This is a genomic window from Sinorhizobium numidicum (assembly GCF_029892045.1).
Lineage (GTDB): Bacteria > Pseudomonadota > Alphaproteobacteria > Rhizobiales > Rhizobiaceae > Sinorhizobium > Sinorhizobium numidicum.
This window is the reverse complement of record NZ_CP120367.1, coordinates 135,150-150,225: the sequence shown is the minus strand read 5'-3', so window position 1 is coordinate 150,225 and position 15,076 is coordinate 135,150. Positions and strand designations below refer to the sequence as shown.

Here is a 15,076-nt window from a genome sequence, read left to right as displayed (position 1 = left end):
TCAATTGGCGCCGGCGCGCTGACCCGCGAAAGGCGCGATCGAGGCATCCGAGCCGCCGAAATGCGCCGACAACTGCTGCTCGATGAAGGCAGTCAGACGGTTGCGGAAGGTCGCCGAAGAGAATTGCGCTGCATGCTCGCGGATGAGGCTCGCGTCCATATCGTCCTCGACCCGCTCGAAGGCCTCGATGGCTTCGAGAAGTGCCTCCGGCGTCTGGCGCGCAAAACGAAATCCAACAGCGGAGGACGAGACAGTCTCTCGCGCCCCGCCGGCATCAAAGGCCAGGACTGGCCGCCCGGATGCCATCGCCTCCACCGGAAGAATGCCAAAATCCTCGACCCCGGGAAACAAGAGAGCGCGGCACCGCGACAGGTGATCGCGCAGGACGGGGAAGGGCTGATGCCCAAGGAATTGCACGGTGGGACCGGCGATGGATTTGAGGAAGGCTTCCTGTTCGCCCTCCCCGATCACCACCAACTTCCGACCCGTCTCACTACAGGCGCGCACCGCGATATCCGGCCGCTTGTAGGCGGTCAGTTGCCCGGCATAGAGATAGAAGTCGCCCCGTCCACTGCCGATCGTGAAATCGTCAACGGCAACGGGTGGATGAATGACCGTGGCTTCCCGGTCATAGAAGCGTCGGATGCGGTTGGCGACATAGGCGGAGTTGGCCACGAAAGCATCGACCCGCGTCGCGGTCGTCACATCCCAGGCCCGCAATATCGGCGCAGTCGCCGTCATCAATGCCCGGCCCGGCCAGGAAAGCCCATGCCGATAGACATGAAACTGGTCCCAGATGTAACGCATCGGGGAGTGGCAATAGCATATATGAAGCGCGTCCGCCCGGGTTATGACCCCTTTGGCCGGCCCCGATTCACTCGATAACACCAGATCGTAGTCCTGCAGGTCAAAATGTTCGAGCGCGAAGGGCATCAGCGGCAGCATCTTGGTATAGTGCCGTTGCGCACCGGGAATCTTCTGCAGAAAGGATGTGTGGATGGTCCGTGCCTGCAGAAAGGCGCTGAGACGATCCCGGTTGCAGACCAGCGTGAAAATATCGGCGTCGGGAAACATCCGGCACAGTTCCTCGACCACCTTTTCGCCGCCGCGCATCGATACGAGCCAATAATGTACAATGGCGACGCGAAGCTTCTTGCCATCGCTTCCACTGGAGGCATCGGCCGTCCTGGCTTTCACGATCGTCGGTTCATCGGCCCTGAAGGCTAAGACCTCAGGAAGCGCAGGCGCTAAGTCGAACATCACGCGAAAACTCCTTTAAGCGGTGTAGTCCCTATTGACGCGGTGCTTTGCGAAATGAGCACCCGATACTCGGCCAGGAGGGCATCCCGCCATTCATCGTTCGTCAACGCCAGACGTGATGACGATCGGAAGGCAAGCTCGCTCATTTGGCGAATCTCGTCCTTTGGCATTTCCCGGAAGCGCACCAGAACATCGGAAAAAGCTTCTTCATCGCCCGTATTGCAGGAAAGCGCGATACCCGCACCGGTCATCTCTTCGGCGAGAAACGCGTCTTTCGACAGGATAACCGGAACGCCACTGCGTGCCGCTTCGATCGCGACCAGACCGAACGGCTCCGGATACCGCGAAGGCATAACAAGTGCACGCGCCTTGCGGATCGCCTGGCTGATTTCCGCGTGCGATAGCCACCCGAGAGTCCTCACATGGGAGCCCGATGCCGAAACCTTTCCCATCAGCGGGCCGTCGCCAATCACACAAAGCCGTGCTCTGGCTCGCTTCGTGGCTGCCACCGCATCTTCGATGCCCTTCTCCTCGTCCAGTCGACCGATGAAGAAGAACTCATCGTTATCTTCCGTCTTGACGCGTTCGGGAGAAAGGAAAGCGACAGGATTGCGAATTGTTTTGGTCCGAGTGGCCGGGTAGCCGGCACGTAGGAAATAGCCCTGCATCTTCTCGTGAAGAAGAACGATTCTGCCAAACTTGTCCTGGTCCCTCAAAAGCCGCTGGACATTGGCACCCCGCACAACCCGCCAAAGCTTTTGCGGATAGCTTCGCTTGTCACAGGCGGTCGCAAGGCAAGCCCCCCCGAGCGGAGGATGGGGGCAGATTCTCTGGGCCTGATAATCGAAATAGGCGCCGTTCGGACAGGCCGCGAAGAAATCATGCGCGTGAATAACACACCGACTCGCAACCGGGACCAGGGAGCTGAAAATTGCCGGCGAAAGGATCTTTGACCAGCCATGCACATGATAGGCCGTGTTGGGGGTGTCGTTTGTCCTGATCCAAGCAGCTATCATCCGAGCGGCATGGAGATTATGGATTCCGGTAAAAGCCGCCATCATTCGCTTGGCGCTCAGCAAATCGCGGCCGCCCAAGGCGAGGATGGTAACATCCCGAGCCCGCAGTTCCGCGTTCGCGCCATCGTCGCCGCAAATATAGGTCACGGGAATACCAAGATCGCGAAAAAGCCTTGCAGACAACAGGGAAAGGGTCGTTGCCCCACCGCGCGCCGCAGAGTAGTCGTCAATGATGACCACTCGGTCAATGCCCGCGGCGGTCAAGTGATCGCCGAAGGAGCGTTCCGCAACGACGTTCGCGCCTGCACTTCCTCGTTGATCTGGACTATGTGCTTCAGCCTTGGACACGAGAACCTCATTTCTCCGAGAACGTGCTGTCGGCGCAAGCTTGCAAAGCCTTGCGGTTAAGGATACGGATCCGGCCTTGCGCTCCGTCGATGATCTTGCTCTCCCGCAATCGCCGGAGGCACCTATTGACCTTCTCGCGAGAAGCCGGAAGCGTCGCCGCAAGGTCATGCTGTGAAATGATCAATTCGTCCCGGGAGTTTGGCGCCTCTTTGGCGTAAACTTTCGAGAGCCGCAACAGCGTGCTTGCCAGTCTTGATTGCAGGCTCGACCCGGCATTCGAAATAATGCGAAGCTCAAGCTCCGAAACACGCGCCAATGCCTTGAGCAGGACCGATTCCTGAAAATCAGGATCGCTGACGTATTTCTCGCGCAGCAGCCGTCCTTCGAAGAAGTGAAGTTCGCAGTCGGTAGCGGCGCGATATTCCAGACTCAACGTCTGCCTCCGCAAGACTTCGAGCTCACCAATAACCCCGGCCGTGGGTATGACCTCGGCGATGAACTCCCTGCCATCAGGCAAAACAGTGCTCGCAATGACCAGGCCGTGCTGCACGCGAGCAAACTTGTCGATGCGGACGCCTGGCATGGCGATAATCTCGCCGCGGCGAAAGGTCCTCACGCTCGAGCGAAAGAAGGCGAATCCATCGTCCACGGCCGCGCGGCGCCCACCACCAAACGGCGAAACAAGCGCACGACCAGTCTCGATACTGTAACAGCGGCTGAATATAGGGCCGTCCATACGCTTCACTCCTCGAGTGAGATCACAGAGTAATGGCGAATGCTGCAGCGCAACATGAGTTAATACATGTTATTACTTTGCTGGATCTAGTCAAATCACCCATTGGGGTTATTTTTTGAGTATCAAACTAATACCAATGATGTTTTTTCAGGCAAAAAGCAAAGATTCTAGGCAGACCACGGGTGAATTATTAGACTAGTTCAGGATTACACTGGAATTACTTCATTCAAAGCAACGACTTATCAAGCTTTATCAGGAACAAATACGCCCTAATCTCCGAATACCTGACTTGTTCCCTATCAGAATATTTTGTTAACTAGTATGACCTTGGTCACATACAGCCTCATCGCAGTGCAGCAAACTCCTCTCGATTTTGACCGCGAGAGGGATGTGAACGATGGTGAGCAGAGCACGGAGCCGAGAGGCAGAACGGCCATGGCGCGGCATTGACGTTTCCGCGCATACTCCCAATTTCAGCGGATCCAGATCTGATCCCCTCGGACGAACCTCCAAACGCGCAGTCGACCTTTTGCTCGGAACATTCGCCTTGGTGGCCCTTGCTCCACTTCTTCTCATCGTGGCGATCATCGTGAAACTTGGTGATGGCGGTCCGGTCCTTTACTCGCATACGCGGGTGGGATTTGGCGGCACCCCTTTCGGATGCCTCAAATTCCGCACGATGAAGACGAATGCAAGCGCTCAACTCGCAGAACTGCTGAAGACCGATCCTGCCGCCCGGATGGAATGGGAAGCGACCCGGAAGCTGAAGGATGATCCGAGGATTACGGTTGTCGGCGAAATCCTGAGGCGATCGAGCCTCGATGAGCTCCCGCAGCTCATCAACGTCGTTCGCGGAGAGATGAGCCTGGTGGGACCACGACCGGTCACGGCCGAGGAACTGCCACGCTACGGAGAGCACGTTCTCACCTATTTTGTCGCCCGTCCGGGTCTGACCGGCCATTGGCAGACGAGCGGGCGCAACGATGTCAGCTATCAGAGCCGCGTATCGCTCGACGTCCACTATGTCCGGACCTGGTCGCTCTGGAGGGACTTCGCCATCATGCTCAAGACCGTTCCGAGCCTGTTTTCGCAGCGCGGGTCATACTAGCGCGCCTCTCAAGGCAGCAAAACGAGCGCGCCAAAGCTTCGAAATTCCAGTGATTGCTGTGGAGACGGATGAGGCAATATGAATTACGTCTATGGCGGTGTTTCCCCGATAGCCCTCCCCGTCTCGAACAATAGCGCCAATTCGCCGTTGGCCTTGCAGGACGTGTTCTTTTTTCTTCGCGTGCGCTGGCCCTGGATCGTCTCTACGATCACAGCCTTCCTCGCCATAGCGATTATTCACCTCGCGACAGCCAATCCGACGTTCGTGGCGGACACCCAGCTCCTCGTCATGCTGCCGGCCAACACGTCCGAGACGCAAAGAGCCTCGGCCGAAGATGCGTTCATAGAAGTGCAGCTGCAGATTGCCGGTTCCAGCGACGTACTCGCCGCAACAGCATCCGCGCTCGATCTCGCCAGCGACCCGGATTTCGCCGATCAGCCGCCGTCGTCCAAGGACATCGCAAAAGAATGGTTGATGGGTCTTCTTCCGGGCCGCGCAGAACCAGGCAGCCAAGCGGGCGAAGCCCAGCCGGGAGCGCGGACGGAAGAGCAGAAACGGATCGATCGGATCATCATGCGGCTGCGCGGCATGGTGACTTTGCGTCGGAGCGGGCGATCCACGATCCTGCAAATATCGGCGGCGGCATCCAGCCCCGACAAGGCAGCGAAAATCGCCAACACGGTCGCGCAGGAATATATCCGCAAAAACATCCAGATGAATGCGCAGGCCGCGCAACAATATAGCAAATGGCTGGAGAAATTCGTCACTGAGCAACAGCGCGAATTGAGTGAGGCAGCCAACGCCTTGACCACCTTCAGGGCCAATCCACGCGACCAGTTCAAGCTTGCCGAATTGCGGGGCGCCGCGGACGCCCGCCGCGCACTCTTCGAAAGTACCCTGACGCGATTTACGGAAGCGAAACAGCGCGTCTCCTATCCGGTCTCCGACGCCACAATCGTTTCCGCGGCAACCCCGCCACTTTCCAAGGAGCGTCCGCGTAGCAGCCTGATCCTCGGTTTTTCCATCGCCGTCGGCGCAGGCGCCGGCTTGATGTTGGCCATGATACGGCATGTCGGTGATCGCCGGATCATCCGCGCCCGGCAGCTCATCCAAGCAGCAGGCTTGAAATCGGTCACATTGTTGGGACGTCGCTCTGCCTTGTTTTCCCCTGCCGCCGACGCAAGCAATGGTGCCGCCATTCTTAGGACTCTGGATGGCATGGGCGAATTGGCCGCGATTGTCGCAGGTTTGCGACGCAGACAACGGACCGTCATCGGGATAGTAGCGGTCAATCCTGGCAGCGGGGCGTCCACCATGGCCCGCGAACTTGCGATCCTCACCGCGCTGTCGGGCTCGCAAACCCTTCTTATTGATGCGGCCGCCCCAAATTCCTCCCTGAGCGCGGCAATTGCGCCTCAAGTCGCGATCGGTCTCGTCGATGTGCTCGACGATGTCGACCTGATGGAGAAGGCGGTGATCTCGCTTGCGCCGACTCTGCAATTTCTGCCGCTTGGTAAAGTCGGCAGGGTCACTCCAGCCATTCGTATCGGCTCGGGCCGGACACAATGGAGTTTTGATGCCCTGAAGAAGAAATACGACACCATTCTCGTCGACCTCCCCGCATTCTCTGCTTCCCCGGATACGAATGCGATAGCGCCGGAACTGGACGGAGTCCTGGTGGTGACAGCCTACGGGCGCACATCCGTCGATGACGCAGTCAGGGCGATCGACAGCATGCGCAACGTCGACGGCGAGATCCTCGGCGCCGTCATCAACAACGCCCCAGCCAGAATGCTGCGATGACAGCGGACTCCGACTGAACGAGAAAGCGAGACAGGCAAGCCATGCAAGCGCGTTTTGACCACACCTTGCCCCGTCGCGCGGAGTGCGCACCGCTCCCGTTGCGCACCGCCGTCGGCATCGCTTCGGCCGGCCGCCCAGCGACGCTTCATCAGACGATCCACTATCTGGCTGCGATGCAAGCTCCTCCCGTGCGGACGATCGTATGCGTGCCGGACATGGACGATGCGGGCTCGCTTTCGAGCTCGCCCGGCGTCGAACTCATCGTCGGCCGGCGCGGCCTCACGTGCCAACGCAACGCGATCATCCGCGCCGCGGCGCCGGATACGGATATTATCGTCTTCCTCGACGACGACTTCGTTCCCGCACCCGACTTCATGGCGCGAATGGCAGCCGTTTTTGCGCGGCAGGAGGATGTCGTCATCGCTACCGGCGAAGTCCTGGCTGACGGTATCCTCGGCAAGGGCCTGAGCATGGCCGAGGCGCTCAGCATCATTGAAAGGGCGGGCGAGCGGCCCGAATTGGTGACGGACGTCTACAATGCTTACGGCTGCAACATGGTGGTGCGCCTGGCGCCCGTCCTGGAACAGGCACTGACATTTGACGAAGAACTTCCGCTCTATGGCTGGCTGGAAGATGTCGACTTCAGCAGAACCATCGCACGTCACGGGCGATCCGTTAAGGTCGCGGGAGCCCTCGGCGTTCATCTCGGGGTCAAGTCGGGTCGTCAGCCTGGTCTACGGCTTGGCTACTCGCAGGTCGCCAATCCTGCCTACCTGATGCGCAAGGGCACGATGACGAGCGCGCGCGCGATCGCGCAGATAAGTCGCAATATGTTGGCAAACCTTCGCGGCGTGCTGATCGCTGACCGCTCCGTCGATCGGCTTGGCCGCCTGCGCGGCAATATCGTCGCCATGAGAGATCTTGTCGCCGGCAATGCCTCTCCTTCGCGCGTCCTGGAATTCAGCAGCAGCTCAATCAAACCGTCGCCATCGACCCCCGCGAACCGGAGCGAGCAGACGTCATGAAACGACTTTTCTTGCCCGCTCTTCGCCTTTCCGGTTGCCTCGCCATGCTTGCCGTCGCCTGGACGGCGCCTTTTGAAGCAGCCCATGCCGAACCTTATACGCTTGTCCCGGAGGACAGGATAAAGCTGCGCATTGTTGAGTGGCGTTCGTCTGAGGAACAATATGCCAGTTGGCAGGCGCTCGAAGGGACATATGCGGTCGATCATGCGGGCAACCTGTCGATCCCCATCGCGGGCCAGGTCACGGCCATCGGCAAGACGACCGAGCAGGTCTCCGACGCCATTGCGAACTCCTTAACCGAAAGGGCAACGCTGCCGGGCAGACCCTTCATCGCCGTGGAAATCGCCGAGCATGCGCCGATCTTCATCACCGGCGCCGTTGAGACGCCAGGGCGCTATTCCTTCCAAACGAACATGACCGTGATGAAAGCGGTCAGCGTTGCCGGCGGCTTTCTGCGCCGCGGGGAAACCTACACCCTCGAGCGCAACCGGATCGAAGCCGCCGGCGCCTATCGCACGGCCGCCCTCGTTCAACGCGATCTCCTTGTTCGACGGGCCCGGCTCAGCGCCGAAATCGCCGGTGAAACCAGCTTCGAGATCCCCGCGGAACTTTCGGGCACGCCAGACATCGACAAGTTGAAGGAGGAAGAAACCAACCTGATGCGACTGAGGCGCATCGAGCTCAAAAGCCGGATCGACGCGGCCGGTGACCTCAGCCGTCTTTACAGCCAGGAAATAAAGACGCTTGAGGCAAAGATCACCACGCAGAAGCGGCAGATCGACCTCGCACAGCGGGAGTTCGACAGCGTCAACAACCTCGCCAGCAAGGGTCTGACCGACAATGCGCGGCATTTGTCCGTCGATCGAGGTTTGGCGGAGGCCCAGGGCCGGTTGCTCGACCTGGAAATCGCCCTCACCAAGGCCCGTCAGTCGCTCAGCGAAAGCGAGCAGGAAAAGCTCAACATCGTCAACAAACAAAATGCCGAGAACCAGCAGGAGGTGAATACGATCGATTTGGCAATCCGCAAGTCGGCAATCGACATCCAAGTCGCACGTTTGCTTGGCGAACAGGCCGACTACAGCGCGCAGGTTGCAGGGAGCGCACAGGAGGAGGCCGTCGCGCTTGGCAACATTGGCAAAACCTTCAGGATCATGCGCCGCAACGACGACGGAAGCTATAGCCATATCGATGCCGATGAAACGACGCCCTTGTTTCCGCACGACCTGGTCGAGGTCGGCGTCGGCGTGGCCTCGCAAAAATCATCCCTGTCGCAGCGCCCACAACTTTCGCCCGCAATGATCGCAAACGTGGCGCAGGAGGGTCGGCCTGCCTCCGAGCCGCTCGAGCCGACCAAGAGACGGCCATGACGATAGAAGTGATCGGCTACATCGTCTTTCTACTTGGTGCGTTCGGCATCGTTCTCGGAGCACGCTTCGCGATCGCCGTCCTTTGCTTGTCGGTGTTGTTAGGCGCCGCCGCCGCCATTCAGCTCCCCTCGCTTGGCGGCAGCAGCATCCAGCCTAGCCATCTTCTTCTATTTTCGCTGATCGCATGTTGCATGCTTCGCCCCCGCCTGATCCAGGCGGCACTGGCGAGCGCCGCTTATCCGGGCCCCGGCTTCTGGTTCGCCGCGTACATACTCTTTTCTGTGCTTTCGGCTTTTTTCCTGCCGCGAATCTTCCAGGGCGCGACGCTGGTCTATTCCTCGGCGCGGGGTGCGTCAGGCGTGATGTCGACGATAGCCTCCCCGCTTTCGCCGGGCTCGTCGAACCTGACCCAGGCCGTCTACCTGCTCAGTGATCTCGCCTGCTTTGCCGTCGTCTGTGGCCTCGCGCAACTGGGGTACGCGCGCTTCCTGGCCCAAACATTGGTGATGACTGCCGTAACCTGTTTTGCTCTGGCGAGCCTCGATGTGGGGACGTTCATGGCCGGTCATCCCGAATGGCTCGATTTTATCCGGAACGCCAACTACACGATGCATACGGCAGAAACCATGAGCGGTTTCAAACGTATCGTCGGCTCGTACCCCGAAGCAAGCGCATACGGCTCGGCGGCATTGGCGTACTTCACATTCACGCTCATGCTTTGGCTGGAGCGTTTTCCAAGCCGGTTGGCGGGTTTTGCCGCCCTGTCGATCGGCATGACAGTCCTCCTGTGCACATCAACGACCGCGTATATCGCCGGTGCGCTTGTTCTCTTGGTCGTGATCGCGTTCAGCCTGAATCAGCTTGTCGCCGGCCGGACAACGACGCGCCACGCAGCCTTTCTGAGCGTCACGCTCTTTGTCGTCCCCGCCGCGGTCATCGGCCTCATGCTGATCCCGGACGCGTGGAACGCGGTGAACGATCTCGCAAGTTTGACGCTCGTCGACAAGCTCGAGTCGCAGTCCGGAGAGGAACGCACGGCTTGGAATACCTTGGCTCTGACGGCTTTTGTCGAGACGGCGACGTTCGGCGGCGGACTCGGAACCGTGCGAGCATCAAGTTTTCCCGCCGCATTGCTGTCCAATATCGGAGTGGCCGGCACGGTCCTTTTCCTCGTCTTCCTGCATAGCCTCTTAAACGCGGCTCGCTCGAAAAAACTGCCTGAGCGGCCAGGCAGAACGATTGAAGACAGAACGATTGGACTCGCCGCGATCTTCGCATCGATGGCCCAGATCGCCTCCGCAACGGTGTCGGCAAGCGGCGCCGACCTCGGCCTTTTGTTCAGCATTACCGCAGGCCTGGCTGCCGGTTGCCTGACACGCCCCGGCGCATCCCCGGAATGGTTCGCCCAGCCGCATCTATCGAGGACATCGGCATCGTTGACGACCTTGCCGGTGCTGGTCTCAAGATGATCGCCCGCTCGCATTCCAGACCAGAAACGACAAGGCCGTCGGCGACGAGCGCGCCTCGCTTTCGAGCGGCACCCATCGAGGTCGCAGGACTTGCCCGTCCGAAAGCCTGGAAGCTACTTGCCCGGGGTATGCGAGGGATCGGCGATCGCTTCCCTTGCGGAAGGCCGGCGTGCACGGCGCAGGAGTACCCAGAAGAACACGCCGCCCATGTAGGAAATCTCCATCACCAGGAGAAAAGCGATGCCGGAGACGGTCGCATCGAGGATGGGAGACCCTTTCATAAAGGTCAAAATTCCGAAGCCGAGTGCTACAAAAAGCGCAAACATGGCGAAGGCCGCTACGCGGATGCGGGCCGCGGCTGCGATCGATATGGCCGCTACCATGACTCCGGAAAGTATCGCCATCTCTCGCTTTGCACCCCTTCCAGGATATTGCCCATTCCCCCCCGGTTTGAGCTGTCTGACGTGCAGCTTCGGGGTGTCAGCCGTTTATACACGCTGGCATTTAAGATTGCGATAATCAAACGCACAGGCGTCGCCACTTTCAACGCGCCGCCCGCCGCTCAAGCTCCCGCCGGTTTTTTCCAGACGACAGCTTTCCCAAAACAGATTTCATCATCGCCGTCCCGGCGATGCGGCATGAAAAGAGGGTGACGACATGAACATTCAATGCGTCGTTTACGTAGCAGATGTCGAATATTCGTTTCCGACGATCCTGTCAGCGCTCCAGGCACGAGAATTCTCAAGTCCGACAAGCGATGTCTGTATCCTCATGTCGGAGCATCTGGATAATTTTGACGAGCTAAGAAGCCTGCTTGCATTGCGCGGGGTTCAGCTGGTGGACGCCACAGAAGCCCTGCAGCAGGCCCTCGGCAGACTCGACGGCTCCCACTTCCAAGGGCGCATCAGCGTCAGCACCATGGCGAAGCTCGTGCTTTGCGACGTCCTGCCGCCACACTATACGCAGATTCTCTATCTCGATGGCGATACCCAGATCGTCAGCAGCTTGAGCGAGCTTCAAAATGCCTATGTCCCTGAGGGGAAATTCTTTGCGGCTCGCGACTACACGTCCATTCATGACTTTCTGCACTGTGGCAAAGACAGCCACTACTTCAACGCGGGTTTCCTCAAATTTCACCGCAATGGCTGGATCGGTCCGGAAGCGCTGGAGCTCTTCGTCAAGAATCCGGCTGCCTGCGACGGGAAGCATGATCAGGGTGCTCTGAACTATGTCTGCGGCTCCTCACTCATTCTCGTTTCAAGCCGCTGGAACTTTCCCAAGCAGTTCCTTCACCTCGTCAATTCGTCCTCCTTGTCCGTCGTCCACTACATGGCGCATCCGAAGCCTTGGCATGGAACATTCTTTCCGTGGACCGACAAGGAAAGCCAAGTCTATGTGGAGTTGCGCAAGGCCCATCCACTGTTTCGGTCTCTCTACCGGGGAATAAACTTAGATCGCAAGGCCTTATACAAGTATCGCTCCTTGAAGGAGCGTGTCGCGCACACCATTCGGCAAAACAAATTCGGCCCGCAGCTGCAGGGCCTGTTTGTCGGAGATTACGCTGTCTGACCGTCATCTCCGCATGCGATGTCACACCGCGGCTCAACTTCCAGCGTGACAGTCCTAGCGGGGATCCATGTAACCCATGCATCGAAGGCGAGACGCTACGCCGCCAAACGTTGGGAAAGACCGATGGACCCGATCACAGCCACCGCCAGCATACACCACTACGTCAAGGCTCGCCTGCGTCGGACCTGGAAAGCCAGGGAGGTGAAATACGAGCGGCTCCGCAGTGGACTCGACCACGCTCGTCACGTCGTTGTCTTCGTCGTTCGTGACGAGGGGCGCCGGCTTCCCTTCTTTCTCCAATACTATCGAAATCTCGGGTTCGAGCACTTCATCTGTATCGACAACCGATCGGCCGATGGCACGCGCGAGCAATTGTCAGGCTGCAGTGATGTGTCCATCGTTTCAGGCGGAGGCTCCTATAAGGGCGCGCGCTTCGGCAACGACTGGATCAATGCGGTTATCAACCGGCACTGCAGGGGCAAGTGGATTCTCTACGTCGATGCGGATGAGTTTTTCGTTTATCCACATTGCGATACACAACCGGTCAGTAGTTTGACTGCTTATCTTGAATCAATCGGCAATCAATCCCTGCAATCGGTCATGGTCGACATGTATAGTCGGAGGCCTATTCTTGAAAATATCTGCGAGGTAGGGCGTGACCCTCTTGAGATTTGCAATCTATTTGACCGCACCGGCTACGCATCGCATTTCGACAAACGCAATCAAACAATCTGGATCAAAGGCGGCGTTCGCGGACGGGTGTACTTTCAAAACCGGATTTGGGATGGGCCTGCACTCAACAAAGTGCCCCTGGTTTATATGGGCGGAGAACGCATGTTCCTGAAATCGTCGCATCAGGTTTGGCCGCTTTCCCTCAATCTTGGCGAAACGCGGACTGCCGTCAGAATCTCGGGGTCACTTCTACATTTCAAGTTCTTGTCGACCTTCGCCAAGAGGGCAATCGATCCGCTTAACCGGGCTGAGCATACCGAAGAATACACGGCGTATACCACCACAAGTATCGACAACGCCGACTTCGTAAGCAGCAATACTACTGAATACAAATCCTGGCATGACCTATCGGAGGCGGGACTTATGCAAGGCATTGGATGGATATACTGGAAATGCGATCAATCAAGAGTAATGTCATCACAGCTCAGCTAGAGCCATCCCGCCAGCGTGTCCCGCCACGGAGTTCGCTCGAAAATGGGAGAGCATAATGTTTGCAGACGCGCATGCCTTTTCGGCACCGTTTCAGGTCTGCATCGTCGGCGCGGGGCCGGTTGGGTTAGCCGTGGCTCTCGAATTGTGCCGGTTGCAGATTCGCACATTACTGATCGACGCAGGAGCGAAGCGCGCGAGACGCCCACACCCGAACGAGGCCTCCTTTGACGTTTGCGAAGGCCAAAATCACGGTGGAGACCGTGAGACGCTCGGAACAGGGCTCGGCGGCACCTCTGTGCGCTGGGGAGGTAAATGCGTTGAGTTTGACGATATCGATTTTGCAAAAAGGAACTACGTCGGCGATGGAAACTGGCCCATAAGCCACGGGGAGCTTTCGCCTTTTTACGAACGAGCGCGCGCAATCCTCGGCTGCGACGCCGATCTCGACGAGCCCGCTGCCATTGAAGCGCCAGGATTTTTCCGGTCGCTCGAACGCTGGACGCGTGTGCGCGATACAGCCGCGGCGAACGGAAAGGAACTTCATTCCTCGCCATATCTGACCATCGTCTTGAACACGCGGGTGCACTCCATCGGATTCGATCCCGTCGCAGGCACGGTGAGGAAGCTCGGCGTCTCCTGCATGGGTCATTTTCACTTCATATCCGCGCAACATTTCATACTGGCCTGCGGCGGCCGTGGAAATGCCCGGCTCCTACTCAACCTGCAGGCCGAGTTTCCTGAACTATTTTCGGGCAATGAAGGCCCGCTTGGCCGCTTCTACATGGGACATTTGGCCGGCGAGATCGCACAGGTTCAGTTCTCGAGTTCCGGGCAGGCCCGAAGCTATCGGTTCTACAAGTCTGCCAATGGCACCTTCGTGCGCGGACGATTTCAGCCGGTTGCCCAACTTCAGTCGGAGCTCGGTATCTCAAACATCGCAATGTGGCCCCAAAATCGAGACATAGCCACTGCCGTGCCCGGGGACACAACCAGTTCTCTCGGATATGTGCTCAAGAACATGAACAGCAATTCCGAGAACCGAAGACGAACGGAGCAGAGCATTGCGCCTCATCTGTGGAACCTGGCGCGCAATCCGTTGAAGTCCATCAGCTCAGCCGTGAACCTGTTCCACAAAAGGGTGCTCCTTCATGAGCCGCATTTGTTCGTGCCTGACCCATATCATCTATACCGTCTACGTTATCATGCAGAACAAGTACCGAACCGTGAGAGCAGGGTGTTCCTTAGCCAGGTGCGCGACCGCGACCGGTCCCTGAAACTGGACGTGTCGTTCAGTTATTCCACGCAAGATTACCAGTCGACGGTCCTAGCTCATCAGGCGCTCGATCTATGGCTCGCCCGGCAAGGCGTCGGCAGGTTGGTCTTCATGGGCGAGCCTCAGGATCTTGAACGATTGGTCGCGATGCAAGCCAAGGACGGCTACCACCAGATTGGCGTTACGAGAATGTCTGCGAACCGTCGCAACGGGGTCGTTAATGCAGATTGTCGGGTGCATGACATCGCCAACCTCTTCGTGGCAGGTAGCTCGGTGTTCGTGACTTCGGGCCAGGCCAACCCTACCCTGCCCGCCGTCGCAATGGCAGTCCGGCTCGCCCACCACATACGCGGATCATTGTCCTCTGTGGTGCCTGCGACGAAATTGAGGCCGCGACCTGCCGGCATTTTGCCTCCACCCTCTGATATTGCTCAAGGACTACACGACTAGACTTGATTATGGCGCATTTTGCGGTCAGCACATTTTTGCTCGCGAAGCTGTGATTGTCGACTTGATGCAGAATGCCATGGCTTCGCGAGACTGGCTGGTTCGGTGGGGGGCGACACGGTCGCATAGATCAGCACGTTACCGACATAGAGTGGATTGCGGCAGATGCCGAACATGCCCTCGGTGACGAGTTTTTTGGCGTAGACTTTCTTCTTGAGCCCGCCGCGTTGGATATAGGCATAGCCGATGACAGTAGCGCGGAGCGCCAGGCCCGAAAGCGCGAACAGGATGACGATGACGTCCTTGATGCGCTCCAGCGTCGTGCTCGCCCAGATTTCGCCGGGCGGCGGCACCGTGACGAACAGCGAAAGAATAAGGAGTGGGAAGATCAGGTTTCTGTATCGAAACAGAAAGTTTCCGAAGTGGATCATCGACAATTTCATTTTGCCCGATTCTGACAGTTAGGAGGCGGCCTCATCCCGCCTACAGCG

The 15,076-nt window shown here is 58.4% G+C and carries 13 protein-coding genes; 8 read left to right on the top strand and 5 right to left on the bottom strand.

All coding sequences use genetic code 11. From position 1 onward, the window contains the following. The 3 genes from PYH37_RS00745 to PYH37_RS00735 all read right to left on the bottom strand — a co-directional run bounded on the left by PYH37_RS00745 (window position 1) and on the right by PYH37_RS00735 (window position 3,360). A complete protein-coding gene (locus PYH37_RS00745) occupies window positions 1-1,260 on the bottom strand; it encodes a glycosyltransferase family 4 protein (protein WP_280732486.1) in 1,260 nt (419 codons plus the stop codon). Continuing rightward, window positions 1,260-2,540 carry a glycosyltransferase family 4 protein gene (locus PYH37_RS00740; protein WP_280732485.1) on the bottom strand — a complete coding sequence of 427 codons (1,281 nt, stop codon included), beginning with the start codon at window positions 2,538-2,540 and terminating at the stop codon, window positions 1,260-1,262. Before PYH37_RS00740 ends, PYH37_RS00745 begins: the two co-directional genes overlap by 1 nt. A 91-nt stretch (window positions 2,541-2,631) precedes the next feature. Next, a complete protein-coding gene (locus PYH37_RS00735; RefSeq protein ID WP_280732484.1) occupies window positions 2,632-3,360 on the bottom strand; it encodes a Crp/Fnr family transcriptional regulator in 729 nt (242 codons plus the stop codon). Window positions 3,361-3,757: 397 nt separating this feature from the next. Here PYH37_RS00735 and PYH37_RS00730 point away from each other — a divergent pair, with 397 nt between their 5' ends. From PYH37_RS00730 to PYH37_RS00710, 5 genes are all read left to right on the top strand, one after another. Then, window positions 3,758-4,468 carry a sugar transferase gene (locus tag PYH37_RS00730; RefSeq protein ID WP_342394629.1) on the top strand — a complete coding sequence of 237 codons (711 nt, stop codon included), beginning with the start codon at window positions 3,758-3,760 and terminating at the stop codon, window positions 4,466-4,468. A gap of 78 nt (window positions 4,469-4,546) precedes the next feature. After that, window positions 4,547-6,271, top strand: coding sequence for a cellulose synthase operon protein YhjQ/BcsQ (locus PYH37_RS00725; RefSeq protein WP_280731564.1), 1,725 nt, complete (start codon window positions 4,547-4,549; stop codon window positions 6,269-6,271). A gap of 41 nt (window positions 6,272-6,312) precedes the next feature. Further along, complete coding sequence (locus PYH37_RS00720) at window positions 6,313-7,296, top strand: glycosyltransferase family 2 protein (RefSeq protein WP_280731563.1); 984 nt, start codon at window positions 6,313-6,315, stop codon at window positions 7,294-7,296. Continuing rightward, entirely contained in the window at window positions 7,293-8,663 is a 1,371-nt protein-coding gene (locus tag PYH37_RS00715; RefSeq protein WP_425336062.1) for a polysaccharide biosynthesis/export family protein, read from the top strand. Before PYH37_RS00720 ends, PYH37_RS00715 begins: the two co-directional genes overlap by 4 nt. Beyond that, window positions 8,660-10,132 (top strand): hypothetical protein, encoded by a 1,473-nt coding sequence (locus PYH37_RS00710; protein WP_280731562.1) that lies wholly within the window; start codon window positions 8,660-8,662, stop codon window positions 10,130-10,132. Before PYH37_RS00715 ends, PYH37_RS00710 begins: the two co-directional genes overlap by 4 nt. A 113-nt stretch (window positions 10,133-10,245) precedes the next feature. On the opposite strand, the gene PYH37_RS00705 is transcribed toward PYH37_RS00710, so the two are convergent. Further along, the gene (locus PYH37_RS00705) at window positions 10,246-10,515 is read right to left on the bottom strand and encodes a hypothetical protein (RefSeq protein ID WP_280731561.1); all 270 of its coding nucleotides are present in this window, start codon (window positions 10,513-10,515) and stop codon (window positions 10,246-10,248) included. Between the two features lie 274 nt (window positions 10,516-10,789). On the opposite strand from PYH37_RS00705, the gene PYH37_RS00700 reads away from it, so the two are divergent. The 3 genes from PYH37_RS00700 (at window position 10,790) to PYH37_RS00690 (ending at window position 14,588) form a co-directional block, all read left to right on the top strand. Then, window positions 10,790-11,701, top strand: coding sequence for a glycosyltransferase family 8 protein (locus tag PYH37_RS00700; protein ID WP_280731560.1), 912 nt, complete (start codon window positions 10,790-10,792; stop codon window positions 11,699-11,701). A gap of 123 nt (window positions 11,702-11,824) precedes the next feature. Continuing rightward, window positions 11,825-12,865 carry a glycosyltransferase family 2 protein gene (locus tag PYH37_RS00695; protein WP_280731559.1) on the top strand — a complete coding sequence of 347 codons (1,041 nt, stop codon included), beginning with the start codon at window positions 11,825-11,827 and terminating at the stop codon, window positions 12,863-12,865. 55 nt (window positions 12,866-12,920) lie between these two features. Further along, window positions 12,921-14,588, top strand: coding sequence for a GMC oxidoreductase (locus PYH37_RS00690; protein WP_280731558.1), 1,668 nt, complete (start codon window positions 12,921-12,923; stop codon window positions 14,586-14,588). Here the strand turns inward: PYH37_RS00690 and PYH37_RS00685 are convergent. Continuing rightward, on the bottom strand, window positions 14,585-15,016 hold the full coding sequence (locus PYH37_RS00685; protein ID WP_280731557.1) for a hypothetical protein: 432 nt from the start codon (window positions 15,014-15,016) through the stop codon (window positions 14,585-14,587). The genes PYH37_RS00690 and PYH37_RS00685 overlap by 4 nt on opposite strands. Window positions 15,017-15,076: the final 60 nt, after the last annotated feature.

What these genes read in the sequence shown, in the direction of transcription:
- PYH37_RS00730 (WP_342394629.1), top strand. Translation starts at nt 3,758, where the DNA reads ATGGTGAGCAGAGCACGGAGCCGAGAGGCAGAACGGCCATGGCGCGGC.
- PYH37_RS00710 (WP_280731562.1), top strand. Translation starts at nt 8,660, where the DNA reads ATGACGATAGAAGTGATCGGCTACATCGTCTTTCTACTTGGTGCGTTC.
- PYH37_RS00700 (WP_280731560.1), top strand. Translation starts at nt 10,790, where the DNA reads ATGAACATTCAATGCGTCGTTTACGTAGCAGATGTCGAATATTCGTTT.
- PYH37_RS00695 (WP_280731559.1), top strand. Translation starts at nt 11,825, where the DNA reads ATGGACCCGATCACAGCCACCGCCAGCATACACCACTACGTCAAGGCT.
- PYH37_RS00735 (WP_280732484.1), bottom strand. Translation starts at nt 3,360, where the DNA reads ATGGACGGCCCTATATTCAGCCGCTGTTACAGTATCGAGACTGGTCGT.
- PYH37_RS00690 (WP_280731558.1), top strand. Translation starts at nt 12,921, where the DNA reads ATGTTTGCAGACGCGCATGCCTTTTCGGCACCGTTTCAGGTCTGCATC.
- PYH37_RS00745 (WP_280732486.1), bottom strand. Translation starts at nt 1,260, where the DNA reads ATGTTCGACTTAGCGCCTGCGCTTCCTGAGGTCTTAGCCTTCAGGGCC.
- PYH37_RS00685 (WP_280731557.1), bottom strand. Translation starts at nt 15,016, where the DNA reads ATGATCCACTTCGGAAACTTTCTGTTTCGATACAGAAACCTGATCTTC.
- PYH37_RS00720 (WP_280731563.1), top strand. Translation starts at nt 6,313, where the DNA reads ATGCAAGCGCGTTTTGACCACACCTTGCCCCGTCGCGCGGAGTGCGCA.
- PYH37_RS00705 (WP_280731561.1), bottom strand. Translation starts at nt 10,515, where the DNA reads ATGGTAGCGGCCATATCGATCGCAGCCGCGGCCCGCATCCGCGTAGCG.
- PYH37_RS00715 (WP_425336062.1), top strand. Translation starts at nt 7,293, where the DNA reads ATGAAACGACTTTTCTTGCCCGCTCTTCGCCTTTCCGGTTGCCTCGCC.
- PYH37_RS00725 (WP_280731564.1), top strand. Translation starts at nt 4,547, where the DNA reads ATGAATTACGTCTATGGCGGTGTTTCCCCGATAGCCCTCCCCGTCTCG.